Annotated in this window: 22 protein-coding genes and 3 tRNA genes; 14 read left to right on the plus strand and 11 right to left on the minus strand. The window is 62.8% G+C overall.

Annotation, left to right across the window (positions count from 1 at the left end; genetic code table 11):
* Window positions 1-25 precede the first annotated feature (25 nt).
* Both C495_RS05325 and C495_RS05330 read right to left on the minus strand, forming a co-directional pair.
* A tRNA-Leu gene (locus C495_RS05325) sits at window positions 26-109 on the minus strand.
* A gap of 92 nt (window positions 110-201) precedes the next feature.
* Window positions 202-543: a ferredoxin gene (locus tag C495_RS05330; protein ID WP_008160719.1), complete on the minus strand. Its 342-nt coding sequence runs from the start codon at window positions 541-543 to the stop codon at window positions 202-204.
* Window positions 544-727: 184 nt separating this feature from the next.
* On the opposite strand from C495_RS05330, the gene C495_RS17580 reads away from it, so the two are divergent.
* Window positions 728-883: a rubrerythrin-like domain-containing protein gene (locus C495_RS17580; RefSeq protein WP_152418865.1), complete on the plus strand. Its 156-nt coding sequence runs from the start codon at window positions 728-730 to the stop codon at window positions 881-883.
* 78 nt (window positions 884-961) lie between these two features.
* On the opposite strand, the gene C495_RS05335 is transcribed toward C495_RS17580, so the two are convergent.
* Window positions 962-1,480 carry a peptidylprolyl isomerase gene (locus tag C495_RS05335; RefSeq protein ID WP_008160720.1) on the minus strand — a complete coding sequence of 173 codons (519 nt, stop codon included), beginning with the start codon at window positions 1,478-1,480 and terminating at the stop codon, window positions 962-964.
* A gap of 141 nt (window positions 1,481-1,621) precedes the next feature.
* On the opposite strand from C495_RS05335, the gene C495_RS05340 reads away from it, so the two are divergent.
* A complete protein-coding gene (locus C495_RS05340; RefSeq protein ID WP_008160721.1) occupies window positions 1,622-2,593 on the plus strand; it encodes a succinylglutamate desuccinylase/aspartoacylase family protein in 972 nt (323 codons plus the stop codon).
* A gap of 13 nt (window positions 2,594-2,606) precedes the next feature.
* On the opposite strand, the gene C495_RS05345 is transcribed toward C495_RS05340, so the two are convergent.
* Window positions 2,607-3,368 carry an SDR family NAD(P)-dependent oxidoreductase gene (locus C495_RS05345; RefSeq protein ID WP_008160722.1) on the minus strand — a complete coding sequence of 254 codons (762 nt, stop codon included), beginning with the start codon at window positions 3,366-3,368 and terminating at the stop codon, window positions 2,607-2,609.
* Window positions 3,369-3,544: 176 nt separating this feature from the next.
* The gene (locus C495_RS05350) at window positions 3,545-4,615 is read right to left on the minus strand and encodes an anthranilate phosphoribosyltransferase (RefSeq protein ID WP_008160723.1); all 1,071 of its coding nucleotides are present in this window, start codon (window positions 4,613-4,615) and stop codon (window positions 3,545-3,547) included.
* 135 nt (window positions 4,616-4,750) lie between these two features.
* Here C495_RS05350 and ahbB point away from each other — a divergent pair, with 135 nt between their 5' ends.
* Both ahbB and chrA read left to right on the plus strand, forming a co-directional pair.
* Window positions 4,751-5,848: a siroheme decarboxylase subunit beta gene (ahbB, locus tag C495_RS05355; protein WP_008160724.1), complete on the plus strand. Its 1,098-nt coding sequence runs from the start codon at window positions 4,751-4,753 to the stop codon at window positions 5,846-5,848.
* A 66-nt stretch (window positions 5,849-5,914) separates the two neighbouring features.
* Window positions 5,915-7,273, plus strand: coding sequence for a chromate efflux transporter (chrA, locus tag C495_RS05360; protein WP_008160725.1), 1,359 nt, complete (start codon window positions 5,915-5,917; stop codon window positions 7,271-7,273).
* Window positions 7,274-7,441: 168 nt separating this feature from the next.
* On the opposite strand, the gene C495_RS05365 is transcribed toward chrA, so the two are convergent.
* Complete coding sequence (locus C495_RS05365) at window positions 7,442-8,581, minus strand: acyl-CoA dehydrogenase family protein (protein WP_008160726.1); 1,140 nt, start codon at window positions 8,579-8,581, stop codon at window positions 7,442-7,444.
* 180 nt (window positions 8,582-8,761) lie between these two features.
* Between C495_RS05365 and C495_RS05370 the strand changes: the two genes are divergently transcribed.
* A complete protein-coding gene (locus tag C495_RS05370) occupies window positions 8,762-9,211 on the plus strand; it encodes a hypothetical protein (protein ID WP_152418866.1) in 450 nt (149 codons plus the stop codon).
* Between the two features lie 150 nt (window positions 9,212-9,361).
* On the opposite strand, the gene C495_RS05375 is transcribed toward C495_RS05370, so the two are convergent.
* A tRNA-Ile gene (locus C495_RS05375) sits at window positions 9,362-9,435 on the minus strand.
* Between the two features lie 68 nt (window positions 9,436-9,503).
* Window positions 9,504-10,124 carry an FxsA family protein gene (locus tag C495_RS05380; protein WP_008160729.1) on the minus strand — a complete coding sequence of 207 codons (621 nt, stop codon included), beginning with the start codon at window positions 10,122-10,124 and terminating at the stop codon, window positions 9,504-9,506.
* 238 nt (window positions 10,125-10,362) lie between these two features.
* Between C495_RS05380 and C495_RS05385 the strand changes: the two genes are divergently transcribed.
* Together C495_RS05385 and C495_RS05390 are read left to right on the plus strand one after the other, a co-directional pair.
* A complete protein-coding gene (locus C495_RS05385; RefSeq protein WP_008160731.1) occupies window positions 10,363-12,012 on the plus strand; it encodes a DUF255 domain-containing protein in 1,650 nt (549 codons plus the stop codon).
* 86 nt (window positions 12,013-12,098) lie between these two features.
* On the plus strand, window positions 12,099-12,902 hold the full coding sequence (locus C495_RS05390; RefSeq protein ID WP_008160733.1) for a TrmB family transcriptional regulator: 804 nt from the start codon (window positions 12,099-12,101) through the stop codon (window positions 12,900-12,902).
* A 29-nt stretch (window positions 12,903-12,931) separates the two neighbouring features.
* Here the strand turns inward: C495_RS05390 and mptA are convergent, their stop codons facing one another.
* Entirely contained in the window at window positions 12,932-13,864 is a 933-nt protein-coding gene (mptA, locus tag C495_RS05395) for a GTP cyclohydrolase MptA (RefSeq protein ID WP_008160735.1), read from the minus strand.
* 215 nt (window positions 13,865-14,079) lie between these two features.
* On the opposite strand from mptA, the gene C495_RS05400 reads away from it, so the two are divergent.
* The 3 genes from C495_RS05400 to C495_RS05410 all read left to right on the plus strand — a co-directional run bounded on the left by C495_RS05400 (window position 14,080) and on the right by C495_RS05410 (window position 16,935).
* Window positions 14,080-15,042: a nucleotidyltransferase domain-containing protein gene (locus C495_RS05400; protein WP_008160737.1), complete on the plus strand. Its 963-nt coding sequence runs from the start codon at window positions 14,080-14,082 to the stop codon at window positions 15,040-15,042.
* A 429-nt stretch (window positions 15,043-15,471) separates the two neighbouring features.
* Entirely contained in the window at window positions 15,472-16,242 is a 771-nt protein-coding gene (locus tag C495_RS05405; protein ID WP_049890165.1) for a hypothetical protein, read from the plus strand.
* A gap of 72 nt (window positions 16,243-16,314) precedes the next feature.
* Window positions 16,315-16,935 carry a DsbA family oxidoreductase gene (locus C495_RS05410; protein WP_008160740.1) on the plus strand — a complete coding sequence of 207 codons (621 nt, stop codon included), beginning with the start codon at window positions 16,315-16,317 and terminating at the stop codon, window positions 16,933-16,935.
* 33 nt (window positions 16,936-16,968) lie between these two features.
* Here C495_RS05410 and C495_RS05415 read toward each other — a convergent pair whose 3' ends face one another.
* On the minus strand, window positions 16,969-17,826 hold the full coding sequence (locus C495_RS05415; protein WP_008160742.1) for an NAD(+)/NADH kinase: 858 nt from the start codon (window positions 17,824-17,826) through the stop codon (window positions 16,969-16,971).
* Here C495_RS05415 and C495_RS17585 point away from each other — a divergent pair.
* The gene (locus C495_RS17585; RefSeq protein WP_152418867.1) at window positions 17,819-18,013 is read left to right on the plus strand and encodes a hypothetical protein; all 195 of its coding nucleotides are present in this window, start codon (window positions 17,819-17,821) and stop codon (window positions 18,011-18,013) included. The two genes, C495_RS05415 and C495_RS17585, sit on opposite strands and share 8 nt — an antisense overlap.
* 10 nt (window positions 18,014-18,023) lie before the next feature.
* Window positions 18,024-18,464, plus strand: coding sequence for a universal stress protein (locus C495_RS05420; protein ID WP_008160743.1), 441 nt, complete (start codon window positions 18,024-18,026; stop codon window positions 18,462-18,464).
* Window positions 18,465-18,815: 351 nt separating this feature from the next.
* Here C495_RS05420 and C495_RS05425 read toward each other — a convergent pair.
* A tRNA-Arg gene (locus C495_RS05425) sits at window positions 18,816-18,888 on the minus strand.
* Window positions 18,889-19,197: 309 nt separating this feature from the next.
* Here C495_RS05425 and C495_RS05430 point away from each other — a divergent pair.
* Both C495_RS05430 and C495_RS05435 read left to right on the plus strand, forming a co-directional pair.
* Window positions 19,198-20,631, plus strand: coding sequence for a single-stranded DNA binding protein (locus C495_RS05430; RefSeq protein ID WP_008160745.1), 1,434 nt, complete (start codon window positions 19,198-19,200; stop codon window positions 20,629-20,631).
* 146 nt (window positions 20,632-20,777) lie between these two features.
* Window positions 20,778-21,209: a histone gene (locus C495_RS05435; protein ID WP_008160747.1), complete on the plus strand. Its 432-nt coding sequence runs from the start codon at window positions 20,778-20,780 to the stop codon at window positions 21,207-21,209.

The following is a 21,209-nucleotide window of genomic DNA, read 5'->3' on the forward strand; positions in this document are numbered from 1 at the left end:
CACTCACGGTGTGTTCGCGTCGACATGCGAGGGCTGGGATTTGAACCCAGGGACCCCTACGGGAGCGGGTCTTAAGCCCACCGCCGTTGGCCTGCTTGGCTACCCTCGCACAGAAGTGCACTTGAGGATAGTACCCCACCCGGAATGTGCGTTTCGATGTCGATCCCGACTGGATGACACACGCCGTCTTACGGCGAGCCGTTACCAGTCGACACTTAGGGTGCCGTCGCCGTGGGGGTCGGGCGCGATCTCCTCGTCGGTTCGGCGGTCGATCACGTGAATACAGCCGTCGTCTTTTTTCGCCGGGCAGACATCCGCCGCACGAACGTTGTGCTCGAGGTCGTCCTCACCGAAGAAGTAGGTGGTCGGCTGGGCGATGCCGGATTTGATAGACATCTCCCAGTTGTCGCTGACCTCGGCGCACTTGCCCGCGCCGAAGCACTTGTTCGCCTCGAAGATGATCTTGTAGGGCTTTTCCTCGATCGGCGGTGCATCCGACGAGCCGACGTCGCTCGCGCGCTGGATACCGTCGTCGTCGCTCATTAGCTGATGGTTCGGCTCCGTGGTCTTTCGCGTTACGGTCGAACGCCGACTGCGTGGCTATATGGTGGCCGCCACCTGTCGAATCTCAGCCAGCACTGACGGCTCGAGGTGCGTTCATTCAGTCGCCATAACTGTGTGTTATTACGACACGAGGTTTTTGTGTCTGGCGACCGACTATCATGGTATGCCTCACGGCCAAGACGTCGAAAACGACACGTCAGAGATTTCATCCGAGTACGAATGTCTCCAGTGTGGACACATTGTCAGGGCCGAAACTAATCCCGGTGAATGCGAGAAGTGTGGTGGTGACTTCCACAACCGGGCCAAATCGGTCGAATAGCCGTTTGCGAGACTGATCGCTCGAGCCGTACTGGCTCCGATATAAAATGGGACTCGCTCGAGTCGCCGAGCCTCGGCGTTACTCGTAGTCGACGGAGACCGACTCGAGGACGACCTCGTCTCGTGGCTTGTCGTTGCGGTCGGTGTCGACGGAGCCGATCTCGCGGACGACGTCCATCCCGTCAGTGACTTTCCCGAAGACGGAGTGGCGGTCGTCGAGATGTGGCTGGGCGTCGAGCGTGATGAAAAACTGCGAGCCGTTGGTGTTCGGCCCGGAGTTGGCCATGCTCAGGACGCCTGCATCGTCGTGGCGCAGCTCGTCGTGGAACTCGTCGTCGAACTGGTAGCCGGGGCCGCCGCGTCCGGTTTCGGTCGGGTCGCCACCCTGAATCATGAAGCCGTCGATGACACGGTGGAAGGCGACGTCGTCGTACAGCGGCTCGCCCTCGATTTCCTCGCCCGACTCGGGGTCGGTCCACGTTTTCCCGCCCGTCGCCAGCCCGACGAAGTTATCGACGGTCCGTGGTGCGCGGTCGTCGTACAGTTCGACATCGATGTCTCCCTTGTTAGTGTGAAGGGTCGCAGTAACGTCTCCCATAGCGTCAGCGACGGCGGGCCGACAGAAAACGGTAGTGGTCTCGAGTCGCGGTGCCCACGACGAACCCACCGTAAAGCCCGGCAGTCGCAGGTGGCACGAGGCGGCCGCAGATACATACCGGCGGTCGTGGAACGACGCTGCATGGACACTGGAACGCATACGGCCGAGGAGGTCACGCTTGCGCGACTCCCTTCCGGCGTAGAACTCACGACGACGATCCACCGGTATCACGGCATCGAGGACGGCCCGACCTGCTACGTTCAGGCGGCCCAACACGGCCGCGAGATCAACGGCGCTGAAACGCTCCGACGGTTTCACGAGCGCCTGTCGCTCGAGGAACTGTCTGGGACCGTCGTCGCCGTCCCCGTCGCGAACCCGCTGACGTTCGATCGCGTCTCCTACACGACGCCGGAGGTGCTCGACAGCGTCAACCCGAACATGAATCGGGTCTGGCCCGGCGACGTCGAAGGCAGTCTCCACCAACGTATGGCAGCCCGGCTCTGGGAGGAGATCAGTCAGGCTGACGCTATCGTCGATCTCCATACGGGTAGCCCGGATATGCTCCCCCACGTCGTCTATCAGGAAGGTGACGAGGATGCCCGACAGCTCGCGGCAGCGTTCGGAACCGGTCTCTTGCTCTCCGAACAGGCGAACGACGACGCCAGAGACGAGTGGCACCGGCGCGGGTTCGCGGGGAAACTTCGTGTCGTCGCCGCCGAGGAGGGGATTCCAGCGATCACACCCGAACTCGCACACAACAAGCAGATCGTCGAAGCCGTCGTCGAGATCGGTGTCGACGGACTGCTCGACGTCTGTCGCCACCTCGGAATGCTTCCCGGCGACATCCCCGAGCGAGCGCAGACGGTCGCTCGCAACCATCTCGGACAGGTCACGGCCACTGAATCAGGGCTGTTCCGCCCGGACCCGACGCTCGAGGTCGGCCAGTTCGTCAGCGAGGGTACGACGGTCGGGACGGTGTACAATCCGACGACCTACGAGCCGCTCCACGAGGCGTCGACGGATCGAGGCGGCCTGCTCTACGTGCTCACACAGGAGGCGACCGTCGTCGCGGGCGACCAACTGGCGAGTGTCGCGTTGGTCCGCGAGCGGTGAGCGACGCCCCGTCTCAGCAGGTCGAAAAGCCACCGTCGACGACCAGTCCGTGGCCGCTGACGAACGACGCCTCGTCGCTTGCGAGAAAGAGGACTGCGTTCGCGATCTCTTCCGGTTCCGCCAGCCGCTTGAGCGGGTACTCCTCGGCCATCGCCTCGCGGGCTGCCTCGGGGTCGTCCTGTCCTGCCAGATACTGCTCGAGCAGTTGGGTCTCCGTAAAGCCCGGACAGACGGCGTTGGCACGGACGCCGTAGGGACCAGCCTCGGCGGCGATGGTCCGGGTCATGTTCAACACGGCGGCTTTGGTCGTCGAGTAGGCTGCCTGTTTGGGCAACCCGAGGAAACTCGCCAGCGAGCCGATGTTGACGATCGAGCCGTGGCCCTGTGCTTTCATATGTGGCAGTGCGGCGTGACAGCCGTTCCAGACGCCGTTGATGTTGACGTCGACGACGAAATCACGGATCTCGTCGTCGATCTCCTCGAGGCTGCTACCGGGGTGACCGATGCCGGCGTTGTTGACCACCACGTCGAGGCCGTCGTCCTCGGCGACGTCGTCGATGACGGCATGGACGGCCTCGCTGTCGGTAACGTCGAGTTCGGCGAACGTCGCGTCCCCGCCAACGGCTTCGATCTCGGCGACGGTCTCCTCGCCGCCGTTGGGATCGATATCCGTCACGATCACTCGCGCGCCCTCCTCGGCACACCGTTTGGCCGTCTCCTCGCCGATCCCTGACGCTGCACCCGTGATAACAACTGTCTTGTTCTCGAGTCGCATACGCGGTCATCGGACGGACACTATATAAATTGGTTCACTGTTTTCGAGCGACTACGACTCGACGGGTGGGAAACTGTGGAGAGATTCTCGTCTCGAAACGACACCAGACGGTGTCCGTGTGTAACGACGCCACCAAAAAAACGCACGACAGTCGATCGAACAGCGGTCCCTGTCGATCAGAACGCCCGAAGTTCCTCGAGGACCGCTTCAGCGCTGCCATCAGCGATGACGTCGCGAGCCGTCTCGAGGCCCTCCTCGAGCGAGTCGACGTCTTGGCGGGCGTACATCCGGAACGCGCCGTTGAGCGCGATGGCGTCGGCGAACTCGTCGTCGCGCTCGCCGGCGAGGACGGCCTCGGTGATCGACGCCGAGTCTGCGGTGACGTCGTCGACCTCGAGGTCTTCGTTTTCCATCTCCATGCCGTACTCGGCGGTTTCGATCTCGTAGTCCTCGAGTTCGTCGTTGCCTTCGTCCCACTCGGCGACCTTCGTGTAGCCGGGGCGGATGTCGTCGTAGCCCTCCATTCCCTGGAAGAAGATCGCCCGCGAGAATTCGAGTTCGTCGCTTTCCGCGATGAGGTCGCTCATCTTCTTTGCGAACGCGAGGTGGTAGAACGAGCCGAGGTGGACGTCGGCGTTTGCGGGGTTGGCGACCGTTTCGATCGTGTTGACGAACGTGCGCACGCCCATCTGGTCACGTCGCTCGTAGAGGTCCTGAATGCCGGGGTTGAACGCGGGCTGGTAGTAGAAGCCGAAGCCGGTCTCGTCGACCATGTCGGCGCTTTCCGTTGGCTCGAGTTCTGTCCGCACGCCGAGTTCGTCCAAGACGTGTTTGTACGCCGTAGCCTTCTGTGTGGGGACGCGATCGCCGGAGTGGACGACGACTGGCGTGCCCGCGGCCGCGGCGACGAGCCCCGCACCGACGCCGAGGACGGCCGAGGAGTGTTTGCCGTCGTAGTTCGCCCCGCAGTCGACGGGGTCGGCGTCGGGTTCTGCCGTCACGACCGACTCCTCGCGCATGACGTCGGTGTAGGCCGCCAGCTCCTCGGGGATGTTTCGTTTCCAGCGGTTCGCCAGCCAGAACGCCCCGAGGGTCGTCTCGTCTGGTTCGCCGGCCAGAATGCGCTGGAACGCCTCTCGAGCCTGCGCGTGCGTCATGTCGTCGGCGGATTTTGGACCGGAGCCGATGACTTCGGTCATCAGCCGTTTGAGCGGCCACTCGCCGAACTCTTGGGATGCCTGCGCCATGGGCGTGGGTTCGAACGGACCGGGCAAAAGCCTCCCGTTTCCGGTGGCGACGGCCCCGCCAAATGAGGGGCTAGACGCCGGTTTTCGACACTCGAAGCCGAAAACGATACAGGCGGGTTCTCCCTAGGGTCACCAATGAGCAGCCTTTCGGGGGAGTGGCGTGAGGCCATCGACGACGTCGACGCAGCGCTCATCGACGGCTACCAGAGCGGTGTGCCCATCGAGGAACGCCCGTTCCGTCGGATCGGCACGGAACTCGGCATCGACGAGACGGACGCACTCGAGCGCGTCATCCAACTCCACGAGTCAGGTATCGTCCGCCGGTTCGGCGCCGTCCTCAACCCGCCGGTGATCGGGTCGTCGACGCTGGCCGCCGTGCAGGCACCCGCGGATCGCTTCGACGAGATCGCGGCGATCATCAACGAGTACCAGCAGGTCAACCACAACTACGCCCGCGACCACGAGTGGAACATGTGGTTCGTCGTCACCGCTGGCTCTCAGGCGCGGCGCGATGAGATCCTCACCGAGATCGAAGCGCACACCGGCTGCGAGGTGCTCAACCTGCCGATGCTGACCGATTACTACATCAATCTCGAGTTCCCCGTCGTCAACGCAGACCGGTTCGCACGGGAGAGCACGGCCCACCAGTCCGCAGCTGCGACGCCCGGCGACACCGTGAGTCGATCCGTCGACGGCGGTACCGACGCCTCGGCGACCCACATCAGCGAGGCGGCGACCGGCGACCTCTCCGCGTTCGAAGCCGACCTCTTGCTTGCGAGTCAGGATGGCTTTCCACTCTCGAAAACGCCCTATCAGGATCTCGCCGACGAGCTCGAGGCGGACGTCGACAACGTCCTCGAGGCGATCGAGCGCCTTACTGAAACCGGCTGTATCAAGCGTATCGGCTGTGTCGTCAACCACGTCGTCACCGGCTTCGACTCGAACTGTATGGTCGTCTGGAACGTCCCGGACGACCAGTTAGACGAGTGGGGCCAGCGGGCAGGTAGCCTCCCATACGTCACGCTCTGTTATCATCGGCCTCGGCGGCCGGAGCAGGACTGGTCGTACAACCTGTTTACCATGATCCACGGCCGCGACGCCGACGCCGTCGACGCCAAGATCGACGAACTCGCATCGGAGTATCTCCCCGTCGAGCACGAACGGCTTTACTCGACGGAGACACTGAAGCAGACGGGCGCACGCTACGAAGAGCTGGTCGGGAACGGATCGTAGCCTCACCGTCCAGACGGCGCAGTTTCGGGCTGCAGAGTTATCCGTTTCGGCGGTGTCACTCGCCGTGTGACTGCCACCACGGCGACGGCGTCGTCGGCCGATCCCTATCGCGGGACGCCGTCGCGGCAAAAACTGCTCGAGATCGCCAGATACTTTCTGTTTATCGGTCTCGTCGGCTTCGGCGGCCCGCTCGTCCACATCGCGATGATGGAGTCCGACCTCGTCGGCGAGGACAGCCGCGAGTGGACCGACGAGTCGACGTTCATGGAGGGGCTCGCGATCTGTAACACCCTCCCCGGGCCCGCCTCGACACAGCTAGGGATCTTCATGGGCTGGATCTACGCCGGCAATCTCGGCGCGGTCGTCGCCGGCTTCTTTTTCATGCTGCCGACGTTCGTCATCGTCGTCTTCTTCTCGTGGCTCTATTTCGCCTATCAGGCGGTGCCGTCGGTCGAAGCGCTGTTTTACGGCATCAACCCGGTCGTGATCGGACTCATCGTCGGGGCGTCGTGGTCGATGGCACGGAGTGCGCTCGCGGAGGGACGGGCCGACACCGAGTTTCGGCTCGGCGCCGAGACGTGGTCGATCGACTACCTGCTGGTAGGACTGCTCGCTGCTGCACTCGTCGTGACGGCCACCATCGGCACCAATCCAGTCGTTCAGTTCGTCGTCGCCGGGGCGATCGCGGTCGGCATCTACCGCTCGACGTGGGTTCGTCGAAACTGGCGTCGCGTCTCGGTGTGGTCGATCGTCGCGCTTGTCGTCGGCGTCGCGTTCGCAGTTCGTGATCGGTTATTCGACCTCCTCGGCCCGGCGACACGGCGAACTATCGAAGCGAGCCCGTTGTGGGGACTCCTCCTCGCAATCTGGGCGAACCCGTGGGTGCAACTGTTCACGTTCATGATCTACACCGGCTCGTTCATCTACGGCGGCGGGCTCGTGTTGATCCCCTTCATCGAACTCTACGTCGTCAACGAGTTCGGCTGGATGACCGGCCGCGAGTTCGTCGACGGCATCGCAATCGGCCAACTCTCACCCGGCCCGGTCGTGATGACGACGGCGTTCGTCGGCTACAAACTCATGCTCGACACCTATGGGCTGGTCTCGGTCGCCGTCGTCGGGGCGTTCGTCGCGATGGTCGGTGCCTTCGGCCCCTCGTTTGCGTTCATCATGGGCTTCTTCCCGTACTTCTCGCGCGTCCGGGAGAACGACATCGTCCAGTCAGCACTCATCGGCGTCAACGCCGCGGTCGTCGGGGCGATCCTCGGCGCAACCGTGACACTGGCGCTCGAGTCGTTCGTCGACAGCTTCACGGTTGCTCTGGCAGCCGTAACCAGCGTGCTGTTCGTCCGCGACGTTCACGCCGCGTCCCTCATCCTCGGTGGCGGTGGCGTGGGTATGGCGTGGTACTTCCTCGTCGTCTAAGCGCGAAAAATGGCCCCGTTGTTTTTCCACGTGCGCCCCTGGGGCCGCCATCCACGTCTTCGGATGGCACGTCTCTGTAGACGACACAGCTGAACAAGCTGACTGCCTAACCAGTTGGGACGAACGTGCGTTCGCTCGAGCGAGCCCGACCCGGTCGCAGACGCCGTCCTAGAGGAGCTGGTCGGCGATGATGTTCTTCTGGATCTCGCTGGTCCCCTCGTAGATTTTCGTGATACGAGCGTCGCGGTAGTAGCGTTCGGCCGGGTGGTCCGTGACGTAGCCCGCGCCGCCGTGGACCTGGATACCGTCGTCGGCGACTTCGACCGAAATCTCGCTGGCGAACAGCTTTGCCATACTCGAGTACTGGGCGGCGACGTCCTGATTGTTGTTCTCGACCTGACTGGCGGCACGGTAGGTCAGCGAGCGGGCGGCTTCGACTTTCGTCGCCATCTCGGCGAGTTTGTGCTCGATGGCTTGGAACTCTGCGATTTTCCGGTCGAACTGCTCGCGTTCGGTGGCGTACTCGATGGCGGCGTCGAGCGCCCCCTGTGCGGCGCCGACGGCCTGTGCGGCGACGCTGGTACGGCCGGACGCAAAGAACTCCATCAGCTGGTAGAATCCTTGATCGACCTCACCGATGACGTTCTCGGCGGGCACGTGGACGTCGTCGAGGACGACTTCGGCGAGGTCAGAGGCACGAATCCCGAGCTTGTTGTCGATCTTTTCGGTCGAAACGCCGTCAGTGTCCATCTCGACGAGGAAGGCGGTGATTCCCCGGTGGCCCTCGCCGGGACTCGTCTTGGCCATCGCAACGCCGACGTCGGCGACGGTTCCGTTGGTGATCCACATCTTGTTGCCGTTTATGACGTAGTCGTCGCCGTCTCGCTCGGCCACCGTCTCCATCCCGGCGACGTTCGAGCCGTGTGCGGGTTCGGAGATCATCGAACAGGAGGCGCTCTCTCCGGCGGCGATTTTCGGGAGCCACTCCTTTTTCATCCACTCGTCGCCGAACTCGATGATCATGTTCGTCCCGAAGCCAGCGCTGCCGACGGCCGAGCCGATCCCGGGGTCAGCTCGCCAGAGCTCTTCGGTGACGATCGTACTCGAGAGTTTGTCCATCCCCGCGCCGTCGTACTCGAGCGGGATCGCCGGCGCGACGAAGTCGTACTCGGCGGCCGTCTTACGCAGTTCTTCGGGATAGAGCTGCTCGCGGTCGTGTTCTTCGGCAACTGGTTTTACCTCGTTTTCGCCGAACTCGCGGACGGCGTCGCGAATGGCGTGGTGCTCATCGGACAACGTAAATGCCATACGCGACTGTCGGCTGGAACTGATAAAATCTCTTCGGCGAATGTAACCGATAGAAGAACAATATTGGTCTCGAGCTAACACCGTAAGACAATGCACCCGGTGGACCCCGCGGGATCGGTTCGATGTCAGCCGCTCGTCAGCGTCCCCACGTTTATTACTGATTACGGGGCCAACGGGGGTATGCCACACCGACAATCACGGCGGACAGTGCTCCAGACGCTCGGCTCGCTCGGGACGGCACTGGTCGTCAGTTCGACAGCCGTCAGTGCAGTTCCCGGCTGTGATGACACATCAGCAGACGACGACCACACTCGAGCGGGTGGCACGGCACCGGCCGAACTCCCTGACGGGGCAACCCGGTACATCGCCGTCGTCGATCGAATCGTCGACGGAGAACACGTCGTCTTGTTGCTCGAGCAAGACGGCGACCTCGTCGACCAGCACGTCGAGCCGACGGCAACGTTCGACGAGATCGCAGAACGAGATATCTTACAGGTCGTACTCAACGACGACTCGCTGCTGGCGTACACCCAACTGTCAACACGACCGGGACGCAGTGAGGACACTCGAGACCGGTCTCTCTCCGATCTCGAAGCGAACATCCCATCAGAACCCATGGAACAGTCCTGACGGACTCATCGGGCCGTTCTAGCGCTCCGTCCCGGATATACGAGACGGAGACAGACACTCGAGTCGCCAGCGCCGCGACCGGAATCGAACATTTAAACTCGAGTTCGATGCAGAGTTTGCTACTCGAGAAGTTGTACGTCGGAGAACCAGTGGGCCAACTCGGATTTGAACCGAGAGCCTCCACCTTATCAGAGTGGCGCTCAACCTGATTGAGCTATTGGCCCGCGTTCGCATTCAGTAGTTGTTCGGTGGTATGTTTAAGAGTTTCTTTCTCCGATCGCCCTGAGATTCGCTACCGAGCGGAGGGGTCGTCTGGATCGTCGTCGAACTCGTCGGCAGTATCCGACGTGCGTTCGGTCCCGAAGTCGATCGTGTACGACTCCTCGCCAGTGTCGTCGACGGAGTAGTCGTCGGCACCGAGGTCGTACGTACCGCCCGCCCCGCTCTCTCCCGTGCCGTTCTGGGCCCCGTTTTGAGCCATCCCGCCCTCCGGGAAGCCAACAGTCCAGACCTTGCCGCTGGCGAAGCCGCCGGGTTTCTTGTCCGCATAGGGGACGATCACGAAGCGTTTGAGCCCCGCACGAATCGGAATTCGAGTGATCGGAAGCACCAGTACGAACCCGAGCAGGTCCGTGACCAGTCCGGGTGTGAGCAGGAAGGCACCAGCGGCGATCAGCAGGCCCCCATCGAGCAGTTCGTTCGTCGGCGGCTTCCCCTCGACTAGTTGCCGTTGCATCTTGCGGATCGTTCGCCGTCCCTCGGCACGGACCAGTAACATCCCGACGAGTCCAGTCAGGACGACCAGCAGTATCATCCCGACCCAGTTGATGAAGCCGAACTGAGTGACAACGAGTGCGAGTAACACTGCGTCCAGAAATGGGATGAGCAATAGTGCGAGAATCCACCGGAGCATGCCACAGTATAGCCGGTGGAGAGTGAAAACGCTTTACTCTCGTGTTTTACAGGATGAGCGAAACGATTGCGGTCGGGCGTGGGGCCCTCGAGTCATGGAGATGTCGACTCTATAGTAACAACTGAAACGGTTTACACACCGATCGCACAGCCGTCGTGCGATTGGGTATGCACTGACTTTCAGTGGCTACTATAGTATCGAACGAAGGGCTTACGCCTGCGACAACCGAGGCTCCGGTATGAACGATCCGACGCGTGTCGAGTGGCGCGAGTGGGGACAGGACGCCTTCGACGAGGCGGCGGAAGCGGACAAACCTGTCTTGCTCTCGCTCACTGCGACGTGGTGTGATCACTGCCACGAGATGGACCGCACGACCTACGCCGAGCCACGAATCGCGGCGAACATCAACGATAGCTTCGTTCCGGTCCGGGTCGACGCTGACCGTCGCCCGCGCGTGCGTGATCGGTACAACATGGGCGGCTTTCCATCGACGGTGTTTCTCGCCCCCGACGGCTCGATGCTGACCGGCGCGGGCTATCTCGGAACGGACGGGATGCGTCAGGTACTCGACAGCGTCCGCACCATGTGGGACACCAACGGAAGCGGTGCCGGACGGATTCCGCGGCCACTCCGAGAAGACAGCCCGCCTGCAGGCGAGTTGACGGCCGATGTCGAAGCCGCAATGCTCGGCCAACTCACCGAAACCTATGACGAAACAGCCGGCGGCTGGGGAGACAGCCCGAAGTTCCCGTTGCCCGACGCCCTCGAGTTCGCGCTCAAACGCGACCGAGAGATGGCGCTGCGGTCGTTCGATGCGGTTAGCGCGAACCTGTTAGACGAGTACGATGGCGGCTTCTATCGCTTTGCGAGTGAATCGAACTGGTCGGGGCTCCACCACGAGAAACTGCTTGATTCCAACGGCGCGCTCGTTCGGGCGTTCGCAAACGCCTACCTGCACACGGGCAACGACGAGTATCGAAAGCCAGCCGACCGAACTATCGAGTATCTCACGACGACGCTGTGGAACGCCGACGCTGCGGCCTTTGCGAACAGCCAAGCGCCCGGTGAGGCCGACGCACACACCCTCGATGCAACGGACCGCGCCGACGCCGACGAGCCGCCGGTCGACGAGGGCGTCTTCGCCGGCCCCAACGGACTGGCCATCGACGGGCTGTGTACGTACTACGCCTACACCGACGACGAGCGCGCACGACGCTACGCCGAACGCACCCTCGAGACGCTCCGAACGGATCTGCTCACTGACGGCGTGGCCGCTCACACCCTCGAGCGCGGCGTCGAACGCGACGCACACGGCGACCCGATTCCGTTGTTGCTCACGCAGGCCCGCACGCTGTCGGCGCTGACGACCGCCGCGAGCACGATCGAACCGAGCGCTCTCGAGGACGCAACGGCGGTCGCGGACGCGACGATCGACTCCCTCCACGACGAGGACTCGTTCCTCGACGCGCCGGCGGTGGGGGCCGGCCTGCTCGACCGCCCGCTGCGGCCGCTGGACGCGAACGTCGCCATCGCGGACGGGCTGCTCGAACTCTCGGTGCTGACGGACACACCGCGCTATCGCGACCTCGCGCGGGAGACGCTCGAGGCCTTCGCCGGCGCGAGCGATCGCTTCGGTGTCCAGGTAGCCGGCTACGCGACGACCGTCTCGCGACTGCTCGAGGGGCCGCTGGTGATCAGGGTTGGCAGTGAGCCCGGCAGCGACCTGCATCGGGCAGCCCTGCGACTCGCCGACCACGAGAAGGTCGTTGTTCCCGCCGCTGCCGACCTCGAGCCGGGGACGGCACGGGTCGAACTCGGCGACCGCGTTTCGTCGGTCGCTGAAACCCCCGACGAGTTGAGTAAACGCGTTCAGAACGTCCACGAGTAACGCCAGCAGGCCCGGCTGTGGCGGGACAACTGTGCCGCTGTCAAACCACCACAGCGTTTATGTTTCTTCGGTTGATCGATCCTCATATGGCCAGCCTCAGGGATCTCGGGCTCTCGGAGTACGAAGCGCGAGCGTATCGGGCACTGCTCAACACCGGCCCCACAACAGCCAAGGAGTTGTCTCGTGCGAGCGACGTCCCGATGGGACGGATCTACGACGTGTTAAACAGCATCGAGCAGTACAATCTCGTCCGGAGCCAGACCGCAAGTCGGCCGAAGAAGTACGTCGCCGTCGAGCCGTCGACGGCGCTCGACCGACTGCTCGACGACAAGAAGCGCGAACTCGAGGAAAAAGCAGACCAGTACGAGTCGATCGTCGACGATCTGGCCGACGAACTCGATGCCGCCGAACCGGTCGAAGACCAGTTCTGGACCGCCGCTGTCGGTCCGGAGGAGACGATCGACCTGTTGCTCGAGCGGCTTGCAGCCGCCGATGATCACATCGTCATGGTCTCGGCTGATCCAGCCTCACAGTGGGACGTCGAGGCCGTCAGCGAGACGGTCAACGCCCACCTCGAGGACGCCCTCGACCGAGGTGTCTCGGTCGACCTCCTGATGACTCGCGAGATGGTCTCGTCGCTTTCCGAAGACGTGGGCAAGCGCTACCGAGCAACCCTTCAACAGCGCGAGGACTTCGACGTGCGGACGAACGACGACATCACGGGCTCGTTCAACATCATCGACGGCGTCGAGGTCTGCATTCAGGTGCCGAACCCGCTCTCCTCGGGCGAAGCGTTCGGCATGATCGACCTCAAAGACCCCGAGTTCGCCGCGAACGTCAACGAGGAGTTCGCTCCCCGGTGGAACGAAGCAGAGCCGCTCGAGTTCTGAGGCGCGGCGTCGAAAACCGGGCGTCCGGATCAGTTCTCGCCGTTGACTTCTTCGCGTAGCGTCGCCATCTCGACGACGCGCTCGGCGTGGGCGTTGTGCTGGTGGATCGACTCGTCGTTAGACTGGGCCATCGTGATCACTGCGTCGTCCGGCAGGTGGTCGAACTCGTCGACGACGCCGTCGGCCAGCGCGCGCACGCAGTCCTCGACGAACTTCGCGTCGGCGTGGGCCTCGTAGGTCATGTGATCCTCGTCGGGCCGTTTCGCGAGGTTGTAGATCCGGGCGCTCATCGAGTCGCGGGCGATGTCGATGATGTCGTTCAGATCGATCTCGGGGTCGCCGCTGGATTCGACGGTCAGCGTTGCATGCCCTCGCTGGGAGTGACCCGGCTGTGGGACTTCGTCCAAGAACTGCGCGATCGTCTCGTCTTCGACGCCGAGGTTCTGGAGCGTCTCCTTTGCACGCGAGGTGGACATTCCCTGCGAGCACGGACAGACGGTCATCCCCGTGACCTCCGCGCCGATCTCCTCGCGCGTGCCGTCCTCGGTCGCCGTCGCCGAGGCGATGATGTCGACCATGTGTTGGGTCTCACGATCGCTCGCGGGCGTCTGCTCGCGGCGCATGAACTCCGCTTCCATCGACACTTGCGCTTTCGAGGTGTAGTCGTGTTTCTCGAGGAGTCGTTCTGCGGCTTCCCCACAGACCTCTTCGACGCGGTAGGCCTCTTCACGGGTTGCATCCTCCAAGATCTCGTCGATGACCTCCATGTTGCGGCTCATGTCCGCACCCTTGCGCCAGGCGGGGAGATCGACGAAGACCTCGAACTCGGCGGTGAGTACGATCGGGCGTTTTCCCTCGCGGGCGATCTTGACGAGTTTGTCGACGCCGGTGACGCCAACCTGACTCAGTCCGACGGTGACGTCGGGCGACGACGCCTGCACGTCCGGCAGCTGGTGACTCATTGTGCGCACTCAGGGTAGGACGCGATTCAACCTTTCGGAAGCCGACCTTTTCGAGCCGATCAGTCGATCGATTTCAGTGCCGGGGCTGGGCCAGCAGCGACTCGGCCTCGAGCAACGACAACTGTCGGCCGTTCAGTACGGTGGGCCGGACTGCAGCGCTCGAGGTCCTTTAAGTGCCTCTGGTCATAAGGTGAAGCTACGAAGGGCATTTGGGCATGGTCCGCCCGCTTTTATTACTCCCACCCGAACGCAGTAGCATTGCGTCGGTTCCGACACACGTCTTCGACGCGGTCGACGACACACTGGTGACACTCGAGTCCGAGTACGACGTGACTGTCGCGTTGGCAGTCGCCCGCGGCAGTCACGCCTGGGGAGCGGCGAGTCCCGACAGCGACTACGATGTCGGCATCGTCTTCGTACCGACCGAGCTGTGCCAGTACGCCCACCTCCGAGGCCCTACGGAGACCATCAACCGCGAGTACGACGAGATCGACGTTCAGGGCTGGGACGTCCGCACGTTCGCGGGCCTGCTGGCGGACTCCAACGAGGGTGCGATCGACGTCCTTCGCAGTCCGATCCGCTATCGGACCGTGTACGATCCAGCCGACCTCGCGACCTACCTCGAGCGGACGTATAATCCGATGGAGCTCTATCATACGTGGCGTGGCATCGCCACGAGCAACTACCGCAAGTACATCTCGCACCATCTCGTTCGCAGCGACGACGACCTCTTCCCGATCGTCGAGGTGCTCGAGGACGCATACGTCGTCGACACCGACGATGGACCGATGACGATCGCAGCCGACGACGAGCGATTCACCGAAACCCAAACTAAACCAACGGTGAAACGAAACCTGACGATCACTCGCGCGGCGATGTCGGCCCGCTATCTGCAGGCCACCGGGGAACGTGACGGCCACGAGCTGCCGGCCCTCGAGTTCGAGCGGTTCCTGACCGAGCAGGCACCCGCGGTCTTCGACGCCGACCGGATCGAGCGAGCCCGTGACCTGCTCGAGCGCAAGCGCGCGGGCGAGGGTGGTGCCACTGTCGGCGACGCCGTCGGGCGCGAGTTCGCCCACCCGCCTCGAGAGATCGACCCCGCGATACACGCACGCGATGGCCCCGAGATCGAACGGCTAGACGAGTTTATCGACGGCCTGATCGCTGCGGTTCAGTAGTGCACTCCGTCTCAGCAGTCACGACCCGTTCTCCATTTAAGTGCCTCTGGTCACAAGGTGAAGATACGACGGGAGAACGGTCGCTTCTCGAGGACACAACACTACTCAGCGACTGGTGTCCAAACACGTCCTCTCGACATCACTTTAAGTTCCTCTGCCCATAAGGTAGAGCTATGACGGGAGATGGACGTTCTCCGGAACACAGATTCGCGAGTCGTGACTATCGATAGACGTGTGACCTACGTCGCTTCTCTTTAAGTGTCTCTGGTCACAAAGTGAAGCTACGAAGAGCTTTTCGCGGACCTCGTCTCCTCGAGCGCACCAGCGCTGGCACTCGCTCGAGGAGTTGTTATCCGGATGGACAGTCGTCGTGAGCGACGGTTCGAGACGAGCGAGCCTTTTTCTGTCTGCCTGTCTGAGCGGGACGTAATGAGAGACGACGGTGCTGAACCCGGCCAGTCTGCGGCCGTCGGCGACAGCCCGCAATCAGCGTACGAGGCGGACCAGCGCCTCGAGACACGACCTGGCTCCGGTTCGCTCTCTCGAGCGGACGTCCAGCGCGATTCGACGGTCCGCCAGTGGGGCGTCGTCACGCCGAGTGCGACCGTCATCGGCCGTGCGGAGTCGCCCGATGCGGACCTCTCCGAGAGCGTTCGTCGCCTCCACGACGAACAGCACGCGGCGACGCCGGGCTACAGCGAGCGTGCTCACCGCCTCGATCGTCTTCGGACGACGCAGGCGCTGTGTAACGCCCTCGATGTGACGCCGTGGCAGCGCGATCTCGCGTTGGGCGTCATGGATGAGATCGACCTCCGGGAGTTCGGCAGCCAGCGGGCGATCGAAAAAGTCGCGCTGGTGGTGATCCGCCACGTCGTCGACGTCGACCGGCAGGCGTACTTCGGGCTGGACGACATCGACGCACAGGCTCTCTCTGCTGAGCGAATGGATGCGTTGTTCGGCCAGTACCGAGCCCACGACATCACCGACGAGGAGACGTTCAAACGCCTCGCCGCCGACTACGGACTGGACACGACCAGCCTGAACCGGCTTCGGCGTGTGCTCAAAGCCCAACTCGAGGACGAACTCCCGGCCTACGGGCGCAACCCCTACCGCGATCCGAACCTGCCGGACGTGACGAGGACGGCCGAGGGTGGCGACAGTGGTGGCGTGCCGGCAGGCGAGCATCCGAACGGACGCTGATTGGGTCCGATCGGCGCTTGCGAGTCGTTCCGGTTGCCATCGACTTTTCCGCTCTGACGCGTTAGCAGGTGTATGACCGATTCAGTCGATCGACTCGAGTGCTACGCCGACTACGTCTGTCCGTTCTGTTATCTCGGCAAACAGTCACTCGAGCAGTACCGCGAGACGCGTTCCGACCCGCTCGAACTCGACTGGCGGCCGTTCGACCTCCGAAGCGGGAAACGAACTCCGGACGGGTCGATCGATCACGATGTCGACGACGGCAAAGACGACCAGTATTTCGAACAGGCCAAACAGAACGTTCGTCGCCTGCAGGCAGAGTACGACGTCGAGATGGCCCAAGAGATCGCGATCGAGGTCGACTCGCTGCCGGCCCAGCAGGCGTCGTGGTACGTCAAACAGGAGATCCCCGACCAGTGGGCTGCCTTCGACGACGCGATTTACGCTGCGCTCTGGCAGGACGGGCGTGATATCGGCGACATCGACGTGCTGGCGGATCTCGCAGCCGACGTCGGGCTTCCAGTCGACGAGATTCGATCGGCGATCGACGACGATGGCGTCCGGACGGACCTCGAGGAGCGGTTTTCGATGGCCCAGCAACGAGGTATCACGGGTGTGCCGACGTTCATCCACGAGGGACAGGTCGCCCGTGGGGCCGTTCCGCCGACACAGTTCGAGCGCCTCTTCGAATGATCGAGTCGCGCGAATCGACCTCGGGAGCGACGATTACGACGACTCGAGTTTCTCGAGGCTCGTGACGAAACTCCCCTTCGGGCCGACGAGCCGAACCGGATCGGGCGCAAGCGAGACGGTGATGGTCGTGGGTGGCTCGAGTCGACGCCGGTTTCGGCCGTCGCTGATGACGTAGGCGGTGTCGGCATCCGACACTGAGATCGTGAGGTCGGTTTCGGGGCTGACGACCAGCGGCGGTATCGACTCGACGGCAGCCATCTGAGTAACGATAAGGGCGTCCGTCGTCGGGTGGACCAGCGGCCCGCCCTCGCTCAGATTGTACGCGGTTGAGCCCGTCGGCGTCGCCACGAGCACGCCATCGGCGTGACTTTCGCCGTAACACTCCCCATCGACTCGGGTCTCGACGGTTACACCGCCACCGTGGCCCCGGCGTGGCCCGTGGACGACGATCTCGTTGAGTGCCGGCTCGAGCGTCCAATCGTCTTCGCCGGTCGCCTCGAGTCGGACGAGTTCGCGGCCCTCGAACGAGCCGGATTCGCGAAACTCGGTGATGAGGTCGGTGACAACTGCAGGGGCATCTTCGGGGGAGACGGCGTTGAGAAAGCCGACTTCGCCGAGGTTGATCCCGAGAATCGGTGTGGTGTCGACCTCGCGGGCAACGAACAACAGCGTGCCGTCGCCGCCGATACTCACGACGAGATCGCGGTCGGTCATCGACGCGACCGGAACAGCAGGGACATCGACCGCCTCGGCGCTTGCGTCGTCGACGACGACCGAGACGGTCGTCTGTTCGCGGTCGGCGACACGCTCGAGCGTCTCGATCAGTGTCGCAGCGAGTTGCTGTGCACGCGTGTCGTCCCGTTGAGCGACGATCCCGACGGCGATGTCCATTGGCGGCGGCTACCCATCCCATCCCCAAAAACCCATCTGCTGTCACAGCAGTTGCACGAGCCGGGACCGGACGACAGCGACACAAGCCCTGCGATCGGTCCTCGAGACGCTTGCGTCGGCGCTCGAGGGGACGTGGTTCCCACCGCTGGAGAACCACAGCAACCCATTTTTAAACGCACTCGATTAACTAGTCCTCAATGTACGACCACATCCTCGTTCCCACCGACGGCAGCGACCACGCAGCAGTTGTCACCGCCCACGCAGCCGAAATCGCGGCGACCAGAGACGCGACCGTCCACGTCCTCTCGGTCGTCGACGACCGTGCGTTTCTGGTCCTCGATGACGACCGGATCGACGCGGTCCGTGCCGACCTCCGCGCGAACGCACGTGATGCCGTCGACGATATCGCAACCGAGGCCATCGAACACGGCCTCGAGGTCGAGACGACCATCGACTCGGGCAGCCCAGCGGAGTGTATCGTCGACTACGCTGCCGAGCACGATATCGACCTCATCGTAATGGGCACGAGCGGCGACGAGTATGAACGAAACGTTGTCGGGAGCGTCTCTCAGCGTGTCGTTCGCGAGGCCTCCACACCTGTTCTTACTGTTGGACCGGACGTCGAAGCTAGCCACTGAACGTCATTCCACACCCGAGCACGGCTGTGCGATCGGTCTGTAACCCGTTTCAGCTGCTATAGATTCGTACGATCTCGATAGCGTCCTGATGGTGTCTAGCGGCCGTTCTGAGCTGTGACGTATTTGCTTGAATCCCGTATATAATTCTCCTCCAGCACGCACTGCTCGCTGTGTTCGTAGTGTTGTGCTGAAGCAAATCGTCCTGACGGAGATTTGAACACGCCCAGAGGGTCCTGCTCACCTCGCTTCGCTCGGTTGCGCGGGCTGCCACTGGTCTGCTCAAATCTCCGAATATGAGTTTACACCGACGCGAACGACTCGCTCCGCTCGTCGGTGTTGCGTCGGTGAAAACGTCCTGACGGAGATTTGAACTCCGGTCCCTGGCTCCGCAAGCCAAGAGGATAGTCCACTACCCTACCAGGACTCATCTCATCGTAACCGCGTGGACATTAAAGGCCTTTCGAAAGGAACTCGTCGTATACGGGCTATATCGGCCGATCATGCGTGTCTCAAACTGTCACGAAATGAGTTACTGTTAGCTATCGGATACGTGAGTTTATATACTAACGCGGGGCCAGCATGGGTATGCGCTCGGACGCGATCGCTGTCCTGCTGACCGGGCAAACCCGCCCTCGAGTGGGCAGTGTGCGACGATCATCTACCACCCGACGATGGGCTCGAACACACCGAATGGACAATGCTTATGCGCGGGCTACTCATGCACGAGCATAGAATGAGCGACATCGAGGGCGTATATGAGGACCTCGAGGCCGACGTCTCTCTCGAGGAGTTTCGCGAGGCCGTCGAGGAGAAAGTCGAGCAGATGGGTGGACTCGCAGATGAGGAGACGGCGGCGATGCTCATCGCACACGAGGTCGGCGAGAGCGAGGTCGGCGGTATCGCCGACATCGAACCCGGGATGGAGGAGGCGAAGTTCGTCGCCAAAGTGACGAGTATCGGCGAGGTTCGCACGTTCGAACGCGACGGCGAGGACGAAGACGGTCGTGTCGTCAACGTCGAGGTCGCCGACGAGACTGGCGCTGTACGGGCGGCCTTCTGGGATGAACACGCCGAAGCCGCAATCTCCGAACTCGAGGAAGGGCAGGTGCTGCGGATCAAGGGCCGCCCCAAGGAGGGCTTTTCCGGCGTCGAGATCAGCGTCGATCAGGTTGAACCCGACCCGGACACGGAGATCGGCGAGGTACAAGTCACCGACACCCACACCGTCGAGGCGCTTTCGCTCGGTCTCTCGAACGTCAACCTCGTCGGACTCGTCCTCGATACTGGCAGCGTCCGGACGTTCGACCGCGACGACGGCTCCGAAGGAAGAGTGTCGAACCTCACGCTCGGCGATTCCACCGGACGCGTACGCGTGACGTTATGGGACGAGCAGGCCGATCTCGCGACGGAGATTGACCCGAACACGACCGTGGAGGTGATCGACGGCTACGTCAAAGAACGCGACGGCAGTCTCGAACTTCACGTCGGCAACCGCGGAACGGTCGAGGAAGTCGACGAAGATGTCGAGTACGTTCCCGAGAGCACGCCGATCGAGGACCTCGAGATCGGCCAGACGGTCGATATCGCGGGCGTCGTTCGCTCGGCCGACCCGAAACGCACGTTCGACCGCGACGACGGCTCCGAGGGGCAGGTGCGAAACGTTCGCGTACAGGATGCGACGGACGACATTCGTGTGGCGCTGTGGGGTGAGAAAGCCGATATCGATATCGGCCCTGGCGACGAGGTCGCCCTTGGTGACGTCGAGATTCAAGACGGCTGGCAGGACGACCTCGAGGCCTCGGCGGGCTGGCAGTCGACGATCACGGTTCTCGAGTCCGAGTCGGCGACGACCGACGAGGGCGAGTCAACTGGCTCGAGCGACCAGAACGCCGGGCTGTCGGCGTTTTCCGACACTGGGGAGACGGGCGACGAGACGGAACTCGAGGACACTGCAGCCACAGGTGACGCGTCCGACGCTGACGAGCCGACGGAGGGCGACGAACTCGAGTTTACCGGTGTCGTCGTACAGGCCGGCACCCCCGTTGTTTTGGACGACGGCGAGACGACGATGAGCGTCGACACCGACGCCGATGTCGGACTCGGTGAGGAGGTAACTGCCAGAGGGGTCGTCCGCGACGGCCGACTCGAGGCAAACGACGTCTTCTGAAACGGTTTCCTGGAATCACTGACCGCCAATCGCCGACCCGTGCTGGCGATCGGCGGGACATCGGAACACAACCCGTCTGAGGTCACGAGCAACCACATTGCGCGGCTAGGAAAAGCGTTAAGGGAGTTACCTTCGCCTATCATTGTATGAACGTCGAACTCCCGTTCGCCCCGGTGGATACGATCATCCGGCGGAACGCGGGCGATCTTCGGGTGAGTGCCGACGCGTCGAAGGAACTTGCAACACGGATCCAAGAACACGGAAGTGAACTCGCGATCGGTGCTGCCGAGCGAGCGACCGAAGACGGGCGCAAGACGCTGATGGCGGCGGACTTTGGCGTCGAAACGGTCGTCGACAAAGACGGCCTCGAGTTGCCGGTTGCACCCGTCGACCGTATCGCTCGACTCGACATCGATGATCGGTATCGTGTCTCGATGGATGCCCGCGTTGCCCTTGCAGACATTCTCGAGGACTACGCGGACAACGTTGCCCGTGCGGCAGCCATCCTTGCGCGCCACGCTGACCGCCGGACGATCATCGACGACGACATCGAGACGTACTTCTCGTTGTTCGAGTGA

It is taken from the genome of Natronorubrum sulfidifaciens JCM 14089, from assembly GCF_000337735.1.
Taxonomy (GTDB): Archaea; Halobacteriota; Halobacteria; order Halobacteriales; family Natrialbaceae; genus Natronorubrum; species Natronorubrum sulfidifaciens.